At 76.2% G+C, this 18,277-nt stretch carries 17 protein-coding genes; 11 read left to right on the top strand and 6 right to left on the bottom strand.

Features of this window, described 5'->3' with window-relative positions; translation table 11 throughout:
* Nucleotides 1-17: 17 nt before the first annotated feature.
* The gene (locus ACWDXC_RS19385) at nt 18-950 is read right to left on the bottom strand and encodes an MBL fold metallo-hydrolase (protein ID WP_449983648.1); all 933 of its coding nucleotides are present in this window, start codon (nt 948-950) and stop codon (nt 18-20) included.
* 99 nt (nt 951-1,049) lie between these two features.
* Here ACWDXC_RS19385 and ACWDXC_RS19380 point away from each other — a divergent pair, with 99 nt between their 5' ends.
* The gene (locus tag ACWDXC_RS19380; RefSeq protein WP_449983644.1) at nt 1,050-2,000 is read left to right on the top strand and encodes a GlxA family transcriptional regulator; all 951 of its coding nucleotides are present in this window, start codon (nt 1,050-1,052) and stop codon (nt 1,998-2,000) included.
* A 21-nt stretch (nt 2,001-2,021) separates the two neighbouring features.
* Here ACWDXC_RS19380 and ACWDXC_RS19375 read toward each other — a convergent pair whose 3' ends face one another.
* Entirely contained in the window at nt 2,022-2,975 is a 954-nt protein-coding gene (locus ACWDXC_RS19375; RefSeq protein ID WP_449983642.1) for a helix-turn-helix domain-containing protein, read from the bottom strand.
* A gap of 57 nt (nt 2,976-3,032) precedes the next feature.
* On the opposite strand from ACWDXC_RS19375, the gene ACWDXC_RS19370 reads away from it, so the two are divergent.
* Nucleotides 3,033-4,010 carry a zinc-binding dehydrogenase gene (locus ACWDXC_RS19370; RefSeq protein ID WP_449983639.1) on the top strand — a complete coding sequence of 326 codons (978 nt, stop codon included), beginning with the start codon at nt 3,033-3,035 and terminating at the stop codon, nt 4,008-4,010.
* A gap of 13 nt (nt 4,011-4,023) precedes the next feature.
* Here the strand turns inward: ACWDXC_RS19370 and ACWDXC_RS19365 are convergent, their stop codons facing one another.
* Nucleotides 4,024-4,587: an SPFH domain-containing protein gene (locus tag ACWDXC_RS19365; protein WP_449983636.1), complete on the bottom strand. Its 564-nt coding sequence runs from the start codon at nt 4,585-4,587 to the stop codon at nt 4,024-4,026.
* Between the two features lie 178 nt (nt 4,588-4,765).
* Entirely contained in the window at nt 4,766-5,377 is a 612-nt protein-coding gene (locus tag ACWDXC_RS19360) for a TetR/AcrR family transcriptional regulator (protein ID WP_449983632.1), read from the bottom strand.
* Between the two features lie 106 nt (nt 5,378-5,483).
* On the opposite strand from ACWDXC_RS19360, the gene ACWDXC_RS19355 reads away from it, so the two are divergent.
* From ACWDXC_RS19355 to ACWDXC_RS19340, 4 genes are all read left to right on the top strand, one after another.
* Entirely contained in the window at nt 5,484-7,076 is a 1,593-nt protein-coding gene (locus ACWDXC_RS19355) for an FAD-dependent monooxygenase (RefSeq protein WP_449983628.1), read from the top strand.
* Nucleotides 7,077-7,181: 105 nt separating this feature from the next.
* Complete coding sequence (locus ACWDXC_RS19350; RefSeq protein WP_449983625.1) at nt 7,182-7,982, top strand: hypothetical protein; 801 nt, start codon at nt 7,182-7,184, stop codon at nt 7,980-7,982.
* Nucleotides 7,979-9,103: a sensor histidine kinase gene (locus tag ACWDXC_RS19345; RefSeq protein WP_449983622.1), complete on the top strand. Its 1,125-nt coding sequence runs from the start codon at nt 7,979-7,981 to the stop codon at nt 9,101-9,103. Before ACWDXC_RS19350 ends, ACWDXC_RS19345 begins: the two co-directional genes overlap by 4 nt.
* Nucleotides 9,100-9,762, top strand: a complete 663-nt coding sequence (locus ACWDXC_RS19340; protein ID WP_449983619.1) for a response regulator — start codon at nt 9,100-9,102, stop codon at nt 9,760-9,762. Before ACWDXC_RS19345 ends, ACWDXC_RS19340 begins: the two co-directional genes overlap by 4 nt.
* Here the strand turns inward: ACWDXC_RS19340 and ACWDXC_RS19335 are convergent.
* A complete protein-coding gene (locus ACWDXC_RS19335; protein WP_449983616.1) occupies nt 9,753-10,211 on the bottom strand; it encodes a DUF3592 domain-containing protein in 459 nt (152 codons plus the stop codon). The genes ACWDXC_RS19340 and ACWDXC_RS19335 overlap by 10 nt on opposite strands.
* A gap of 95 nt (nt 10,212-10,306) precedes the next feature.
* On the opposite strand from ACWDXC_RS19335, the gene ACWDXC_RS19330 reads away from it, so the two are divergent.
* Both ACWDXC_RS19330 and ACWDXC_RS19325 read left to right on the top strand, forming a co-directional pair.
* Nucleotides 10,307-13,330, top strand: coding sequence for an AfsR/SARP family transcriptional regulator (locus ACWDXC_RS19330; RefSeq protein ID WP_449983613.1), 3,024 nt, complete (start codon nt 10,307-10,309; stop codon nt 13,328-13,330).
* 73 nt (nt 13,331-13,403) lie between these two features.
* Complete coding sequence (locus ACWDXC_RS19325) at nt 13,404-14,339, top strand: NAD-dependent epimerase/dehydratase family protein (protein ID WP_449983610.1); 936 nt, start codon at nt 13,404-13,406, stop codon at nt 14,337-14,339.
* A gap of 14 nt (nt 14,340-14,353) precedes the next feature.
* Here ACWDXC_RS19325 and ACWDXC_RS19320 read toward each other — a convergent pair whose 3' ends face one another.
* Nucleotides 14,354-16,972 (bottom strand): AAA family ATPase, encoded by a 2,619-nt coding sequence (locus tag ACWDXC_RS19320; protein WP_449983607.1) that lies wholly within the window; start codon nt 16,970-16,972, stop codon nt 14,354-14,356.
* Nucleotides 16,973-17,116: 144 nt separating this feature from the next.
* Between ACWDXC_RS19320 and ACWDXC_RS19315 the strand changes: the two genes are divergently transcribed.
* From ACWDXC_RS19315 to ACWDXC_RS19305, 3 genes are all read left to right on the top strand, one after another.
* Nucleotides 17,117-17,599 (top strand): GNAT family N-acetyltransferase, encoded by a 483-nt coding sequence (locus ACWDXC_RS19315; RefSeq protein WP_449983604.1) that lies wholly within the window; start codon nt 17,117-17,119, stop codon nt 17,597-17,599.
* Between the two features lie 70 nt (nt 17,600-17,669).
* A complete protein-coding gene (locus ACWDXC_RS19310) occupies nt 17,670-17,888 on the top strand; it encodes a hypothetical protein (protein ID WP_449983601.1) in 219 nt (72 codons plus the stop codon).
* Complete coding sequence (locus tag ACWDXC_RS19305; protein WP_219508681.1) at nt 17,888-18,226, top strand: ArsR/SmtB family transcription factor; 339 nt, start codon at nt 17,888-17,890, stop codon at nt 18,224-18,226. The genes ACWDXC_RS19310 and ACWDXC_RS19305 overlap by 1 nt, the downstream gene beginning before the upstream one ends.
* Nucleotides 18,227-18,277 lie beyond the last annotated feature (51 nt).

The following is an 18,277-nucleotide window of genomic DNA, read 5'->3' as shown; positions in this document are numbered from 1 at the left end:
GCGACCGACGGCGCAGGTCAGGGATGGCCGGCGCTGACGAACGGGCTGGTCAGGTGGGCCGTCGCCAGCGTGGCACGGCGGCGCCTGGCGTCCGCGAGCAGGGCGCGGCGCGTCTCGGCGGCCACCGCCTGGTCCGCCTCCAGCGCGTAGCCGACGTCCGGGGCGACCAGCTGCACGGCGTGCACCAGCACGTCGCCCGTGATCACCATGCGCCGGCCGTGGCCGTCGACCAGCACCGACTGGTGGCCCACGGTGTGCCCCGGCGTCGGGATCGCGGTGAGCCGGCCGCCACGCGCACCGGCCAGCCGCACCTCGCCGTCGATCTCGTGGAGCTGCCCCGTGCGCTGCAACGGCTCGATCAGGTAGTCGCGCATCGGGCTGGTCGCCGCGAGCCGCGCCACCTCGGTCCGCTGGACCACGTACCGGGCGTTCGGGAACGTCGGCACCCCGTCCGTGCTCACCGACCAGCCCATGTGGTCCTCGTGGACGTGGGTCAGCACGACCAGGTCCACGTCCGCCACGTCGATGCGGGCGGCGGCGAGCAGCTCGGGCAGCACGCCCGGGGCGGCCCACGCCGAGCCGGGGCTGCCGGCCGGGCCGACCCCGGCGTCGACCAGCGCGATCCGCCCGCCGGGACGCCGCACCGCGTAGCAGCGGAAGTCGAGCTTCCAGGCGAGGTCGGGGCCGAACGCGCCCGGGTCGGCCCGGCGGGCCCGCCGCCAGTCCTCCTCCGTCGCGTCCGGGAACATCTCGGTACGGGTCGCCGGGAACGTGTCGGCGGAGTCGCGGAGCGCTACCACGTCGAAGGCGCCCACGGACCTGGACGTGATGGCCCCGCCCGGCGACGCCCCGGCGTGGGCCGCCGCGGGAACGGCGGCCGCGGGCAGGAGCGCGCCCGCCCCGGCGGCGACCGCGCCCCACAGGAACGTCCGACGATGCACTCCGGTCATGATGTGTCTCTCCTCTGCGTTCGGCTCCGGGATCATCCTGATCGGGGCGGCGAAGGCGGCAGGAGTAGCAGGAATGCCAACATGCGCTACATTCCTGCCATGCGCAGCGTCGCTCTGCTTCTGCATGACGGGATGAGCGTGCTGGACTACTCGGTCGCCTGCTGGGTGTGGGGAGCCGACCGCTCCCATGCCGGGGTGCCGCGCTTCGACCTGCGGCTCTGCTCGGTCGACGGGGCTCCGGTCACGATGGAGCCCGCCGCGCGGGTCCAGCCCGCGCACGCGCTCGACGGCCTCGCCGACGCCGACCTGATCGTCATCCCCGGCGCCGGCGTTCCCCAGGAGCCGCTGGACGGGCGGCTCGCCGACGCGCTGCGCGCCGCCGCCGGCCGGGGCGCCGACCTCGCCGCCCTGTGCAGCGGCGCGTTCGTGCTGGCCGCCGCCGGGCTGCTCGACGGGCGGCGCGCCACCACCCACTGGCTGCTGGCCGGCCGGCTCGCCGAGGCGCACCCCGACGTCACGGTCGATCCGGACGCGCTGTTCGTGGAGGACCGCGGCGTCTGGACCTCCGCGGGCGCCACCGCCGGCATCGACCTGTGCCTGCACCTCGTACGGCTCGCGCACGGCGTGAACGTGGCCAACACCATCGCCCGCCACCTCGTCGCCGCCGGTCACCGCGACGGCGCGCAGGCCCAGTACGTCGCCAGGCCGGTGCCCGCGACCGGCTCGGCCGCCCCGGACATCGCCGCCACCCAGGCGTGGGCGCTGGAGCGGCTGGACCAGGCGCTGACCGTGGCCGACCTGGCCGCCCACGCCCGGACCAGCCCGCGCACGTTCGCCCGGCACTTCGCCGACTACACCGGCACCACTCCGGCCCAGTGGCTGCTGCACGCCCGCATCGCCCGCGCCCAGCAGTTGCTGGAGTCCACGACGCTGCCCATCGACCAGGTCGCGGCCCGCTGCGGCTTCGGCGTCACCGCGCTGCTGCGCCGCCACTTCGCCCGGCTGATCGGCACCTCGCCGGGCCGCTACCGCCGCCTGTACGGCCACTGAACCCCGGCACGGGGGCTGTCCTCAGGGCGACATCAGCTGGTCGGCGAGCGCCGTCCGCGCGTACAGCACCTGACGGCCCGCCCTCGTGCGGGACAGCAGGCCGTTGCGCCGCAGCACGGCGAGATGCTGGGAGACGGCGCTGGGCGTGACGCCGTGCCGCCGGGCGAGCTCCGACGTCGACATCGGGTCGTCCAGGGTCGCCAGCAGGCTCGCCCGCGTGGGTCCGATCAGCGCGGCGAGCGCCTCCGGCGGCGGCGCCGCGGACGTCTCCCACAGGGTGCCGATGCCCCGGCACCGGTAGATCACAGTGGGCGGCTCGCCGGGCCCGACGGGGGCGATGGTCTGCGGCGCGAACAGCGTGGGCACCAGCCACAGGCCGCGCCCGGCCACGTCGGCCTCGTAGTTGAGCGAGGCGCCGCCGTACACGCGCAACGCGCCGTCGGCGAAGCTCACCCGGTGGTCGAGGCCGCGCAGCACGGCGGCGGCGCCGTCGGCGGCGGCCTGCCGCGCCCGGTGCAGCAGGTCGGCCTCCAGCACGGCCCGCATCCGGGGCCAGTGCGGGGCGACGGCCGCGTCCCAGTAGCGTCCCAGCACGCCGGCGATGGCGGCCGGATCGGTCGTCCCGGGCAGCGGGTGGGTGCCGTAGACGGCGCGGAAGTCGGCCTGGGCGCGCTCGGGCGGGGTGCCGCGCAGACGGTCGAGCTCGCCGGCGATGTCGGGAGAGCGTACGGCGGGGCGCGGGGTGAGGAAGTCGGGCAGCCAGTCGCGGCCGGGGCTCAGCAGGCCGTCGAGCACGGCGACGTCGGCGGGCGCCGCCCCGGCGAGCGCCGCGCGGGCCCGGCGGATCCAGGGCAGGTGGATCGCGTGCCGCTCCGGCCGCCGCAGGGCCCACAGGCTGGTGACGGTCTCCAGCAGCGGCGAGCAGGCGAAACGCACGTCCGCGAGGTCGTCGACGGACAGCCGGTAGGTAATCATTAAGCCAGAGCCTAGATCAGTGTCGGCGTGGGGCGGCTCCCGGTTGACTCCTCGGCCATGGCTGTCATCGTGCATCAGGTGGCCCGGCCCCACGAGTGGCCGGACACCGGAGACTTCGCATATGTCAAGATCCCCGACCCGGTGCCGGGCCCGGGACAGGCGCTGGTGGAGAACCTCTACCTCTCGGTCGACCCGTACATGCGGGAGCGGATGGACACCGACGACCTCGGCATCCCCCTGGAGGGCCGCTCCATCGGCCGGGTCACCGACTCGCGCGACCCCCGGCTCGCACCCGGTGACCTCGTCTTCCACCGCCAGGGATGGCGCAGCCACGCCGTGGTCGCGCCGGAGGACGTCCGGATCCTGCCCCGGGCGCCCGGCGTGCCGGTCACCGCGTACCTGGGCGTGCTGGGCGGGACGGGCCTGTCGGCGTACGTGGCGCTCACCCAGGTGGCCCGGCTGCGCGAGGGGGAGACCGTGTTCGTGTCGGCGGCGGCCGGGGGAGTGGGCAGCGCGGCCGGCCAGTTCGCCAGGCTGCTCGGCGCCGGGCGGGTCGTCGGCAGCGCCGGCTCGGCGGCCAAGGCCGCGTACCTGACCTCCGAGCTGGGCTTCGACGCCGCGATCGACCACCGGGCGGGCGACCTCGGCGGCCGGCTCGCCGCCGCCGCGCCGGACGGGATCGACGTGTACGTCGACAACGTGGGCGGCGATCATCTGGAGGCGGCCATCGGCGCGCTGCTCCCGCACGGGCGCGTCGCCTGGTGCGGCGCGGTCGGCCAGTACAACACGCCGGTCCCGCCCGCCGCGCCGCGCAACCTGTTCGACGTCGTGGGCAAGCAGCTCCGCCTGGAGGGCTTCCTCGTCCGCGACTACGGGCATCTGCAGCCCGAGCTGGAGGAGTTCGCGATTCCGCACCTGCGGGCCGGGCGGCTCGTCGCGGCGGAGACGGTCACCGAGGGCCTCGACGGCATGGCCGGCGCCTTCGTCGCCATGCTCCGCGGCGGCAACGTGGGCAAGATGATCGTCAAGCTGTAGCGGGACCGCGCCGCTACCGCGCGCCCGCCCGGCTCTCCAGCCAGTGCACCAGCCCGCCGCTGAGCGGGATCCGGACGTCGGTGACGTCGAGGAGCACCACCTCCACCCCCCACCGCATGCTCGTCTCACTCACCCGGTCGGCCAGTGCGGCGTGGTCGCAGGCCGCCAGCGCCGGCAGCTCGGCCAGGTCCCGCTGGGCGATGTGACGCCGCAGCTCGCCCTCGACCGCCATCGCCGTGGCCGCCGCCGGGCGCTCGGCCGCCGTCGCGAACCGTACCGGATCGATCACCGCCGTCAGCGCGGCCGCCGTGACCTGCACCGTCACCCCGTCCCTGGTCACCGCGCCGGGGCAGAACAGCTCGAGCGGCTCCAGCCGCAACGGCACCCGCACCTCCCGGTCCAGCACCGGCCACATGACCACCGGCCCCGGCCCGCGCACCCCCTTCGTCCGCCCGAACCTGCGCACCACCAGCCGCTCGTCCTCGCCCACCACCCGGAAGCACCGCCCGGCGATCACGAGAAGGGACAGGCCCAGCAGGATCCACAGCCCGGGCTCAGCGATGTCGAGTGCGTCCATACGGGCCCTCTCCCTTCATGGTCGTGCCGCGGCCATGCGGGTGGGCAGGCGCTCCGGGGGACCTTCCGCCCCTCACGCATGGCCCTACAGTCTGCCCGTCCCCGGCCGGGAACTCCATCGGGCCTGGCACCCATCTCCGGCCGGGCCACCATGTAGACGGCAACCGCAAGTCGCGCGGTCAGCGGCGGCAGGCGGCGAGGGTGGTGAGGATGACCTCGACGAGCCGCTCGCGCGGGTACGGGTCGGCGACCTCGCCCGCCGCCGTGAGCGTCTGCGGGCGCGCGTACGTGAGGCCGACCAGGCAGTCGAGGGCCAGGTCGGTGTCGAGGTCGGCGGGCAGTTCGCCGCGTTCGACGGCGTGGCGCAGCATCGTGGCGCCGGCGGCGCGACGGGGCTCGCGGAGCGCGGTGTAGAACGAGCGGGCGAGCTGGGGGTTGCGCGCGGCCTCGGCGCCGAGGTCGGCGATGATGCGCATGGTGCGCACGTCCTGGCGGAGGGCGGCGGCGTGGGTGACGTAGTCCTCGATGTCGGCGCGCAGGCTGCCCGTGTCGGGGACGGGGACGGCGTTCCAGGTCATGCCGTCGACGATCTGCTGGACCATGACCTCCTTGGACGCCCACCGCCGGTAGAGGGCGGCCTTGCCGACACCGGCCCGGCGGGCGACCGCCTCCATCGACATCCGGGCGTAGCCGGTCTCCGCGAGCTCGTCGAGGACGGCCGCCGTGATCACGTCGGTGAGGTGCTCACGCAGCACCGCCGCTCCCGCCACCCGCCGTCCCTGTGCCGCCATGCCGCCACTCTAGTACGGAACGGACCGGTTGCGTTCCGTCGTCCGGAGGCGTAGGTTCAGCGATGGAACGGAACCGTTCCGGCCTTTCTGGTGACCTGGGGGAGCGATGAGCGAGCACGACACCGAGGTGCTGATCGTCGGCGCCGGCCCGGCCGGGCTCGCACTGGCCTGCGCGCTGCGCATGAACGGCGTCGCCGTCCAGGTCGTCGACGCCGCCCCCGGGCCCGCCGCCACCTCGCGGGCGAACATCCTGCACGCCCGCGGCGTCGAGGTCCTCGACCGGCTCGGCGCCCTCGGCGACCTGCCCGAACGCTCCCTCCCGGCGCTCACGATCACGCAGCACCTCGACGGCCGGCCCGCGGTCAAGATCCGGTTCGGCGACCTCGGCCTGGGCACCGCGCGGCCCGCCCTGTACGTGTCGCAGGCCCTCATCGAGGCCGAGCTGCGGCGCCGCCTGGCCGAGCTGGGCTCCGGCATCCGCTGGGGCACCGCGCTCGCCGACCTCGCCCAGGACGCCGGCGGCGTCACCGCCGTGCTCGACGCCGTCGGCACGGGCCAGTCCACGGGCCAGTCCACGGGCCAGTCCACGGGCCAGTCCACGGGCCGGGCCACGCTGAGGTGCGGCTGGGTGGTGGGCTGCGACGGCGCGCACAGCACCGTGCGCAAGCTCGCCGGGATCGGCTTCACCGGCGTCCGCCTCACCGAGGGGTTCCTGCTGGCCGACGTGCACGCCGACTGGCCGGTGAGCCGGGCGGGCGGTCACGGCTGGCCGCACCCCGACGGCCCGGTCTTCGCCCTGCCCATGCGCGAGCCCGGCCAGGCCGGGGACGCCGGGGACCTGTGGCGGCTGATGGCCTACGATCCGGCCGGCGCAGGCAGCGTGACGGACGAGGGCGACATCCTCCGCCGCTTCCGCGAACTCGTTCCCGACCGCACCGGGCGCACCGACCTGCGCATCAAGGACGCCACCTGGACGTCGGCCTTCCGCGTCCACCGCCGCCTCGCCGACGCCTACCGCCGGGGCCGGGTCCTGCTGGCCGGGGACGCGGCCCACATCCACAGCCCGCTCGGCGGCCAGGGCATGGTCACCGGCATGGGCGACGCCGAGAACCTGGCCTGGAAGCTCGCCCTGGTCGTGCGCGGCCGGGCCGCCGAGGCGCTGCTCGACACGTACGAGGCCGAACGCCGCCCGCTGGCGACCGAGGTGCTGCGGCACACCAGCAACGCCACCCGGCTCCAGGTCGGCGACGGCGCGCTGATGCGCTTCCTGCGCAGACGGGTGCTGATACCGGTCGCCGACCTGCCGTCCGTGCAGCGGCGGGCCAGCCTGCTGGCCTCCCAGCTCCGGGTGACCTACCGGCGCGGCCCGCTGGCGCGCCGGACGCCGCCGGGCCGCCGTCCCCGCCCCGGCGACCGCGTCCCGGACCTGGCCTGCCTCCGCCCCGGCGGCGCCCGCACCCGCCTGCACGCCGAGCTCGGCCCCGCCTGGGTCCTGCTGGCCGCCCCCTCGGACGCGCCCGCCCACCTGGCCGAGGCCCGCGAGCGCCTCGGCGACGTCGTCATCGCCCTCACCCCCGACCCGGCTCGGCGGCGTGACGCCTGGCTGATCCGCCCGGACGCCCACCTCGCCTGGCGCGGGACCGCCCCGTCCCGCCTCGCCCGCTGGCTCGACGCCGCCCTCCGGACCGGCAGAGCCTGACCCGCCGCACCGCATCCGGGCCGGTTGTCAATACCTCTGGGGTCTTGGGCTCGGGGGACCTGGTGGAGACGCGGGGGCCCGGGGCGGGGCGGGATCGTCGACGGCATGCGAATCTCCAGGCTTCAGCTCGCGGCGGCGGTCGTGTCGCTGCTCACTCTCATCACGGCCCTGGTGACGGCGGGGCTGCCCGCGCCGTCGTACACGGCCGGGTTCGCGCCCCATCTCGTGACGGCGGGGGCGGCGCTGGCGGGGGCGGTGTTCGCGCTGGTCCCCCGGCCGGCGCCGCTCGGGTGGGCGGCGGCGGTGCTGCTGCTCTGGTCGGCGGGCGGGGTGGTGCTGGACGGGTTCCGGGCGTTCTTCGCGGTCACCGGCATCCCGGCGGGCGACTTCGCGACGGTCGACTGGCCGGGGATGGCGGGCCGGGCGCTCGCGCTGGCCGCGACCGGGCTGGTGGGCGCGCTGGCCCTGCGGCGGACCCGGGTGCCGGGCGGGCCCTGGCTGGGCTACACGGCGTTCGCGCTGGGCTTCGTCTACCCGACCGCCAAGCTCTACTGGTCGTTCGGCGGCGAGTTCCTGCGCCCGGCGGTGTACGCGGAGGGGTTCCCGTACGGTGAGCTGGTCATGCTGGTGGTGGGCGCGACCGGGTCGCTGGCGCTGGTGCAGGGGTGGGGGCGGCGGCTGCCGCGCCGGCTGGTGCTGGCCGGCGGCTGGACGGGAGCCGCCATGCTGGCCACGATGGGAAGTATGTCGGTTTTCGGCACGCTTGCGCAGCTTCTCGGGGTGACCGACGGCCCGGTGCCGCTCGGCGACGCCTCGGCCGTCATCATGGTGTCCGTGGTCTATGGAAGCTGGCTGCTGTTCGGGCTCGCCGTGGGTGGGGCCACGCTGGCCTTCCAGCGCGGATGAGCCCCGCCCGCAGGTTCGACGTCACCGTCGCGTTCGTGCTCGGACTGCCGGTCTTCCTGCTGTCCGCCGTCGTGGCCGTGCTGTCCGTGCCCGGCCCGAGGGCGATCGTCCTGGTGGCGGCCTGCCTGGTGGCGCACGTGGCGTTCGCGTTCCGGCGGGACCTGTGGGCGTTCGCGGTGATCGCCGGGGTGATGGCCGTCCAGGCGGCGGTGACCGGCCTGTTCATGGTGCTGCCGACGGTCGTGCTCTTCCCGCTCGCGCTGTATTCGCGCACCGCGTACGGCAGCCCGTACCCGCCGCTGGTCGTGGGCGTGGCGGGGGCGGGGCTGGCGGCGGCCAGGTTCGCCACCGACGCCAGCGTGGCCGCCGCCCGGCTCGGCCCGGACCCGTGGATGCTGCTCGGCCTGCTGCTGGCCGTCGTCGTCGCGGCGTGGGGCCTGGGCCTGCACCGCAGGAGCCAGCTCCGCTACGTGGCACTGCTGGAGGAGCGGGCCACGATGTCGGCCGAGCGGGCCACGCTGGCGGAGCGGGCCAGGATCGCCCGCGAGATGCACGACGTCGTCGCGCACGCCCTCGCCGTGATCGTCGCCCAGGCCAGGGGCGGCCGGCTGGCGCCCGCCCGCGCCCCGGAGGTGCTGGCCACCGTCGAGGAGACCGGGCGGCAGGCGCTCACCGAGATGCGCGGCCTCGTCGGCGTCCTGCGCGCCGAACCGGCCGGGCTCACGCCGCAGCCCGGCCTCGCCGACCTTCCCGGCCTGCTCGACCGTACGCGCGCGGCCGGGCTCGACGTCACCATGACCGCCTCCGGCGAGGCCAGGCCGATCGGCCCGGGGGCGGAGCTCGCGCTCTACCGCGTGGTACAGGAGGCGCTGACCAACACGCTCAAGCACGGCGGCGGCGCGGCCCGCTCGTCGGTGGACGTGTCGTGGACCCGCCGCGCGCTGGAGGTGACGGTGACCGACGACGGCCCGCCCCCGGCCCCGGGCAAGCCCCCGGGACACGGGCTGGCCGGGATGCGCGAGAGGATGGCGGCCGTCGGCGGCACCGTGTCCGCCCGGGCCGAGGGGGAGCGGGGGTTCGTGGTGAGGGTCCGTCTGCCGTACCGGGAGGGCGCGCGATGACGATCAGGGTGTTCGTGGTCGACGACCAGGACCTGGTGCGCACCGGCACGGCCATGGTGATCGACGCGCAGGACGACATGGCGGTCGTCGGCGAGGCGCGCGACGGGCTCGACGCCCTCGCGGGCCTGGCGCGCGTCAGCGCCGACGTGGTGCTGATGGACGTGCGGATGCCGCGCCTCGACGGCGTCGAGACCACCCGCCGCCTGCTCGCCGGGGGCGGCCCGAAGGTCGTCGTGCTGACCACGTTCGACCTGGACGAGTACGCGTTCGCCGCGCTGCGGGCGGGCGCGTCGGGGTTCCTGCTGAAGGACGCGCCGGCGGACGAGCTGGTGGCCGCGGTGCGGACCGTCCACGCGGGCGACGCGGTCATCGCCCCGTCGACCACCCGGCGGCTGCTCGACCACGTCGCCCCCACGCTGCCTCGGCCCCCGGACCCGGGCGTCCAGCTCACCGAGCGGGAGCGGGAGGTCCTGCGGCGCATCGCGGCGGGCGAGACGAACGCCGAGATCGCCGGCCGCCTCTACATGGCGGAGGGCACGGTCAAGACCCACGTCGGCCGCATCCTGGCCAAACTGGGGCTCCGCGACCGCGTCCAGGCGGTCATCTGGGCCTACGAGCACGGCTACGCCAGGGCCGGCGGGCCCGGCCCTCAGGCGTGACCCCGCCGCCCCCTGACGAACAGCACCGCGCCCACGGGGGTGAACAGCAGCCCCAGCCCGCCGACGATCAGCGGGCCGAGGAACCCCGACGAGAACGAGGCGATCCGCGCGTCCGCCGGGTCGCCCGGGTCGTAGGCGACGGGCACGCTCTCGCCCGTCGCGTAGGACGGCGGGTTGCTGCCGGTGGAGTCCCGGAACGTGTACGTCCGGCCGCCGACGCTGAACTTCACGGTCGGGTACCACACCGACTCCCGGCGCCGGTGCCCGTCGGAGTTGCGGGGCTTGGTGGTGATCCGCTCCGTCATGTCGACCACGGTCCCGTCGGCCCGCCCGGCTGAGGACAGGAAGCTCGCCGAGGAGACGGCCAGCGCGACGCCGACGCCGAGCAGCACCAGCCCGACCACGCCGAAGATCGCGCCGAGCAGGGTGAGAGGCCGTCCGATGTGCATGGGACGAGTGTGGCGCAAAGGGACAACTGATTTCGACTGCGCGAACCGTTGATCAACAATACGGTGGGGGCATCGCGAGTGCGGGAGCGTGGTGCGTGACGGAACTGGCCTGTGGCGTCCTGGGTCCGGTCTTCCTCCGGGTGGCCCAGCGGACCGTCGAGCTGAGCGGCAAGCAGAGCGCCCTGCTCGCCGTCCTCGTGCTCGACGCGAACGCCACCGTGTCCCGGGACCGCCTGGTCGCCGCCCTGTGGGACAGCCCGCCCACCTCGGCCGTCTCCAACCTGCAGACCTACGTCGCCCGGCTGCGCAAGGCCCTTCCGGCCGGGATCCGCATCCTCACGAAGGGCACCGGCTACCTGCTGGAGGCCGACGCCGACCTGATCGACCTGCTCGTCTTCGAACGGGAGACCCGGCTCGCCCGCTCGGCCGCGGCCGAGGGCGCGCAGGAGGCCGCCGCCGGACACTACGAGCGCGCGCTGGCGCTGTGGCGCGGCCAGCCCGCCGAGGGCGTCCGCCTGCCGGCCGGCGTGCTCGCCCGCCTCGACGAGCTGGAGGAGCGGCGCACGCGGACCCGTCTCGACCACGCCGAGACCAAGCTCGGCCTCGGGCACGCCCAGGACGTCATGAACGACCTGCGCCGCCTGCTGGCCGAGCACCCCCTCCAGGAACGGGCCTGGTACCTGCTCATGCTGGCGCTGGCCCGCACGGGACAGCGCGACATGGCGCTCGACGTCTTCCGGCAGGCCCGCGACGTGCTCGTGGGCGAGCTCGGCGTGGAGCCGGGCAAGGACCTGCAGCAGCTCCAGGCCAGGGTGCTGGGCGGTGACCTGCCGTCCGGCGCGCCCCCCGGGCCGCGCGACGGGGGCGTGTGCCAGCTCCCGCCGGACGCCGCCGACTTCGTCGGCCGGGCCGACGAGCTGGCGGCCGCGCTGGAGGCGCTGCGCCCGGCCCGCCAGCAGGCGGGCCCCGAGTCGCCCGTCCCCGTGTGCGTGATCTCCGGTCAGGGCGGCGCCGGCAAGACGACGCTCGCCGTCCACGCCGCCCACCACCTGCGGCGCGACTTCCGGGACGGCCAGCTGTACGTGAACCTGCACGGCGCGGGCCAGTCACCGGTCACGCCGGAGACGGCACTGGGCCGGTTCCTGCGCGCGCTCGGCGTCGACAGCGCCGCGATCCCCGCGAGCCTGGAGGAACGGGCGGAGATGTACCGGGGGAAGCTGGCCGACCGGCGCTTCCTCGTGGTGCTCGACGACGCCGCGGACGAGGGCCAGCTCCGCCCGCTGCTGCCCGGCACCCCGGGCTGCGCGGTGCTGGTCACCAGCAGGCGGCGCCTGACCGGCCTGCCCGCCGCGCGCCGGATCGAGCTGCCGCTGATGCCGCCCGGCGAGGCGCGCGAGCTGCTGCGGTCCGTCATCGGCGCCGAACGGGCGGCCGAGGCGGCGGGCGACACCGACCGGCTCGTCCAGCTCTGCGGCGGCCTGCCCCTCGCCGTGCGGATCGCCGGGGCCAAGCTCGCCGCCCGCCCGCACTGGAACGTGGACCAGCTCGTCGCCCGGCTGCGCGACACCCGCGACCGCCTGCGGCACCTGTCCCACGGCTCCCAGGCGGTGCGCGCCACGCTCGCCGTGGGCTACCAGGGCCTGACGCTGCCGGCGCAGCGGCTGTTCCGCCTGCTCGGCCTGCTGGAGGCGCCGGACTTCGCCGCGTGGACGGCCGCCGCCCTGCTCGACGCGCCCCCGGCCGAGGCCGAGGACCTGGTCGAGGAGCTGGTCGACGTCCGCCTGCTGGACGTCGCGGGCCGCGACCGGAGCGGGCAGACCCGGTTCCGCTTCCACGACCTGACGCGCGCGTACGCCCGCGAATGCGCCGAGGCCGCCGAGACGGAGGCCGAGCGGACCACGGCGGTGCGGCGGGCGGTGAGCGGCTGGCTCGCGCTGACCCGCCAGGCCCACATCAAGCTGTGCGGCGGCGACTACCAGCTCCCGCGCGGCGGCGACCTGCTCTGGTCGCCCGGCCCCCAGGTCACCGACGGGCACGTCCTGCCCGACCCGCTCGCCTGGATCGAGGCCGAGCGCGCGGCCCTCGTCGCCGCCGTCCGCCAGAGCGCCACGCTGGCGGCGTGCTGGGAGCTCGCCGCCGCGGCCATGCACCCGCTGGAGACCCGCGGCCTCTACGACGAATGGCACGCGATGCACGAGACCGCCCTGGCCAGCACCCGCGCGACCGGCGACGTCCGGGGCCAGGCGGTCGCCCTCTACGGCCTGGCCCGCCTGCACTTCGCCCGCAACGAGCTGGCCCGCTGCGAGCAGGTCATCGAGGAGTCGCTGGCACTGTTCGACAGGGCCGCCGACCCGTACGGCCACGCCCTGGCCCAGGTCACCCTGGCCGAGCTGCACCGCCTGCGGGGCCGCGCCGCCGACGCGCTCGCCTGCTACGAGCAGGCGGGCGACGGCCTGGCCCGCGCCGGCGACCGGTTCACCGAGATCACCCGCGTCCGCGGCATCGGCCGCCTGCACTTCAGCCAGGGCCGGTACGACCTCGCCACCCGCCACATCCGGCGCGCGATCATGCTCGCGGACCGCACCGGCGACGTCCGCTCCCGCGAGTTCACCCGGATCGTCCTCGGCGAGATCGAGCTCGAACGCGGCGACCTCGCCGCCGCCGAGGACTGCTTCAGCCGGGCGCGGGCCTGCCTCGACGAGCTCGGCTTCCCCCTCGGGATCGCCTACGCCGTGCTCGGGCTCGGCATGGTCAGGCTCGCCCAGCACGACCTGGCCGACGCCGAACGCCGGCTGCGGCACGCCCTGGAGATCTACCACGGCGTCCAGGACCGGGTCAGCCAGGCTCGCGTCCTGTTCACCTGGGCCGACCTGCGGCGCAGGCAGGGCCGCTCCGGCGAGGCGATCGCCACGCTGACCGAGGTCATCGCCATCGCGGGGGACATCCCCGCGCCCCGCCGCCAGGGCCTGGCCCTGCGCGCCCTCGGCGACCTGCACCACGAGCTCGGCGACCTGCCCCAGGCCGCCGACGCCTGGCGGCGCGCCCTCACCGTCCTCGGCGCCGCCTCGCCCGAGGCGGCCGAGCTCACGAGCAAGCTGGAGCTGCACGGCCCGCCGTGAGCCGCCGATGTCACGTTCGCGGCCGCTGGATCCGTCTGGATGCCGGTATGCGGACGATGACGAGGAGGCTGTCATGAAGGTTCTGGTCGCGGGGGCCACGGGGGCGATCGGCCGCCCCCTGGTGGCTGCGCTGCTGGAGGCGGGCCACGAGGTGCTGGCCCTCACCCGGCATGCCGGGGTGCGGGTTCCCGGCGCCACCACGGTGGTGGCCGACGTGCTGGACCGCGACGGCCTGCTGCGCGCGGTCGGCGGGCTGCGCGCCGACGCGCTGATCCACGAGCTGACCGCGCTGGCCAAGACCCCGGCCCGCTACGCCGACATGGCGATGACCAACACGCTGCGCACCACCGGCACCGCGCACCTGCTGGAGGCCGCCCGCGCGGTCGGCGCCCGCCGGTTCGTCACCCAGTCGATGGTGCCCGGCTACGGCTTCCTCGACCACGGCGTCAGGCCGCTGACGGAGGAGGACCCGTTCGGCCAGGCGCGCGGAGCGCGGACCGACCCGGTCGTGGCGGCCATGCGCGCCACCGAGCGGCAGGCGTTCGAGGCCGACGGGATCGACGGCGTCGCCCTGCGCTACGGCGCCTTCTACGGGCTGACCGCGTCGCGGAGCTTCGTCGAGGCGCTGCGGTCCGGCAGGCTGCCGGTGCCGCGCGACGGCGGGCGGACCATGGCGTGGATCCACCTCGCCGACGCCGCCTCGGCCACCGTGGCGGCGCTGGAGAAGGGCACGGCCGGGCAGGCGTACAACATCGTCGACGACACGCCCGTCACCTGGGGCGAGATGTTCCGCGAGCACGCGCGGGCGGCGGGCGTCAGGCCGCCGCGCGCGCTGCCGGACCGGGTCATCCGCCTGGCCGCGCCGTACTTCGCCGCCCTGATGGTCGACACGTCGATGCGCGTGTCGAACGCCAAGGCCAAGGCCGAGCCCGGCTGGACGCCCGCCCTGCCGGGCTACCGCGACGGCGTGCGGCGTGACCTCGCCTCCCGTACGGCCCCGGCCGGATGACCGGGGCGAGGCGGTCACCGGCCGAGGGCGTCGGCGAGCTGCCTGCGCGAGGTGACGCCCAGCTTGGGGAAGGCGCGGTAGAGGTGGTGGCCGACCGTGCGGGGGCTGAGGAAGAGCTGCGCCGCGATCTCCCGGTTGCTCACCCCGGCGGCGGCGAGCCGGACGACCTCCCGCTCCTGCGGGGTGAGGCGGCCGAGCGGGCTGCCGGTGGCGGCGGTCTCGTCGATCACCTCGCCGGTGCCGCGGAGCTCCGCGCGGGCGCGGGCGGCCCACGGCGCGGCGCCGGCCCGGTCGAAGCCCTCCAGCGCGGCGCGCAGGTGGCGGCGGGCATCGGTGCGGCGGCGGCGCCGGCGCAGCCACTCGCCGTACAGCAGGTGCGTGCGCGAGCATTCCAGGCCCGGCTCGTGGTGGCCGAGCGCCGCGGTGAAGTGGTCCTCGGCCTGCTCGCCGGTGCTGGTGAGGGCCCGGCAGCGGGCGGCGAGGGCGAGCGCGGCCGGGCTGCCGGTCCGCCGCGCCCACCGCTCGTAGCCGGCCGCGGCGTCGGGGCGGGGCGTGCCGGTGCGGGCGGCGGCCTCGACCAGGCCGGGCAGCAGGAAGGCGGTCAGCATCGGCGGCCCCGGCGGGACGCGGTCCAGCTGGGCGAGCGCCGGGGCGGGGTCGCCGGCGCCGAGGTGCAGGAGGGCCAGCGCGTGGCGGGCGTGCGCGGCGGCGGAGCCGATGTCGTGGGCGGTGGCGTGCGCGAGGGCGTCCCCGGCCAGCTCGCGGCAGCGGGCCTCGTCGCCTTCCAGGGCGGCGACGGTGGCGAGGGTGGCGCGCAGGTGGCAGGCCCGGTGGTCCAGCCCCGCGTACTCGGCGTGGCGCAGCCCCTCCGCCGCCGACTGCCCGGCCTGGTCCAGGGCGCCGAGCGCGAGCCGGCTCTCCGCGAGCAGGTGCAGGCACGTCGCCTGCCAGCCGAGCAGCCCGTGGGAGCGGCAGTGGTCCAGCAGGAGCGCGGCGAGCTCGCCCGCCAGGCGATGGTCGTCGAGGGCGTACGCGGCGCGGGCGGCCAGGAAGCGCTCGCTGAACAGCGCCCCCGCGTCCCGGGCCGCGTCCGCCCAGCGGGGCGTCGTGGCCCGGCCGGTGAGGAGCAGGGCGACGCCGGTCAGCGTGCCGTGGGGGCCGGGAGGCGCGGCGAGCGCCCGCTCGCACACCCGCGCGACCAGGCCGGGGTCACCCGCGGACAGGGCCGCGTGCACGGCCTCGACGGCGATGGCGGGCTCGCCGAAGTCCGCGCCGAGCAGCACCCGGACGGCTTCGGCGGCCGAGCCCGCGTTCAGTTCGAGCGCGGCCCGCACCCGGGCCGCCTCGGGCGAACCGGTCCCGTCGCCGTGCTCCAGGAGCGCGGCGACGCGGGGGAACAGCCCGGCGTCGGCGGCGACCTGGGCCGCCGTGACGAGGCGGCGCTGCCGGGCGGCGGGGTCGGCGCTGAGCTGGGCGGCGCGCTCGTACGCGGCGGAGGCCGAGGCCATGCCCTGCCGGCCGGTGGCGCGTTCGGCGGCGCGTTCCAGCTCGGCGGCGGCCCGCTCGTCGGGGCCGGTGGCGGCGGACGCCCGGTGCCAGGCGCGGCGGTCGGCGTGCTCGTCGCCGTCCAGGACCGCCACCAGGGCGTCGTGGGCGGCGATCCGCTCGGCGAACGTGGCCCCCCGGTAGGCGGCCGCCCGCACCAGCGGATGCCGGAAGGCCAGCGTGGAGCCCGTCAGGTGGATCAGCCCGGCCTTCTCGGCCGGTTCCAGGTCGGGCGCGGCGGCCCCGGCCGCGGCCAGGACGACGGCCGGATCGCCGGTGTCGTCGGCGGCGGCGACGAGCAGCGCCCGCCGGGTGAGCGGCGGCAGCAGGCCGAGCTGCGCGCCGAACGCGGCCTGCACGCGACCCGCCGCGCTGACGCCGCCCGGCGCCGCCGGGAGCGGGCCGAGCAGCCCCGCGCGCTGCTCGGCGGTCATCGCCCGCGACAGCTCCACGAGGGCCAGCGGGTTGCCCTGCGCCTGCGCCGTGACCCGTTCGCGCACGTACGCGGGTAGCTCGCCGCCCGTCCGCGCCGCGAGCAGCGCCGCCGTGGCCGCCTCGTCCAGCCTGCCCAGCCGCAGCTCAGGCAGCCCGAGCGGACGCGGCTCGCGCAGGGCGAAGAGCATCACCACGCCCTCGGCGTCCAGCCGCCGCGCGGCGAAGGTCAGCGCGTCCAGGGACGCCTGGTCCACCCACTGCGCGTCGTCGACCAGGCACAGCAGCGCCTGCTCCCCGGCGTGCTCCGACAGCAGCGTCAGCACGGCGAGCCCGATCAGGAAACGGTCGCGGCCGGTGGCCGCGGTCATGCCGAACGCGGCCCGCAACGCGTTCGCCTGCGGCCCGGGGAGCAGGTCCAGGTGGTCCAGGGCGGGCCGCAGCAGCTGGTGCAGGGCGGCGAACGGCAGCTCGTTCTCCGACTCGATCCCGGTCGTTCGCAGCACCCTCCCCGCGCCGGACGCCAGGTGGTCGAGCAGCGCGGTCTTGCCGATGCCCGCCTCGCCGGTCAGCACCAGCGCGGCGCTCGCACCGGCTCCGGCCTCGATGAGGAGGCGGCGCAACTGTTCTTCTTCGGCGGCCCGACCGTACAACACCCGGCAAATGTACTGGCATGCCGGTAAGGGCGATCGGTCGCATTAGGTCGTCATGACCGATTCGGCGGCGGGGGCCGGGCGCCTACTGTCGGTGCCGTACCCCTACACCGGCCTGGTTCCGGCCTGATTCGGCAGGAGAGCATGATGACGTTCACCTTGGAGACCGCCCGGCTGCGGCTTCGCCCGTTCACCGAGGAGGAGGCCCGGCACGTGGTGGCCGGGTCGCGCGAGGGCCGTAACTGGAGCCCCGGCTACCCCAGGGACGACGACCGGGACATCGCCGGGCTCGTCCTCAAGGGCGCCGGGGGTGATCCGCTGTTCGGGCCGCTGCAGATCGTGCTGCTCGGGTCGGGCGCGGTCATCGGCGGCCTCGGCTTCTTCGGCCCGCCCGACGAGGCGGGGACCGTCGGGTTCGGGTACGGCGTCGCCCCCGAGGCCGAGGGGCGCGGTTACGCGACCGAGGCGGTGCGGGCGCTGCTGCGGGAGGGCTTCGACGACGGCCGGGTCCGCCGCGCGCTGGCCGACACCGCGCACGCCAACGTCGCCTCCCAGCGGGTGCTGGAGAAGGCCGGCCTGCGCCGGGTCTCCTCCGACGACAGCCTGCACTACTACAGCACCGAGGGCTGATGCTGAGGTGTCGTGCAATTGCGAAATTGCGCAACTGCATCGATACTTGAGCGCATGAATGCGGGATGCGATGAGTGAGGCCTTCGCGGCGGAGATCCGCAGGCGGGCCGAAGAGGCGGCCGAGGCCCTGCGCGCCGCCGAACGGGCCGGTGACGCCGAGGCCGCGCTGGCCGCCGCCGGCGACCTGGACGAGGTCCGCCGGCTGGCGCGCGCCCACGGCGTGACGACCGGCCACGACGAGACGGGCGGCGAGACGGGCGGCGAGAGACCGGGGGAGGGGAATGCGTGATGTCCGTCCCTCTGTACGAGGCCAAGGCGGAGCTGTTCCGGCTGCTGGGACACCCGGTCCGGATCCGCGTGCTGGAGCTGCTCCAGGACGGGCCGAAGCCGGTGCGTGACCTGCTGGCCGCGATCGAGGTGGAGCCCGCCGGGCTGTCGCAGCACCTGGCCGTGCTGCGGCGTTCGGAGCTGGTCACCGCGCGCCGCGACGGCTCGACCGTGGTCTACGCGCTGTCCGGCGGCGACGTGGCCGAGCTGCTGCGCGCCGCCCGCCACCTGCTGCACGCCAAGCTGGCGGGCCGCCACGCCCTGCTCGACGAGCTCGAGGCGGAGGCCGGCAGCCGGTGAACCAGGCGCTCGCCCGGGCGTGGGCCCGGCTGTGCTCGATCCTGCCCGCCC

It is taken from the genome of Nonomuraea sp. NPDC003214, assembly GCF_053590035.1.
This window is presented reverse-complemented; position numbering and strand designations above follow the sequence as displayed.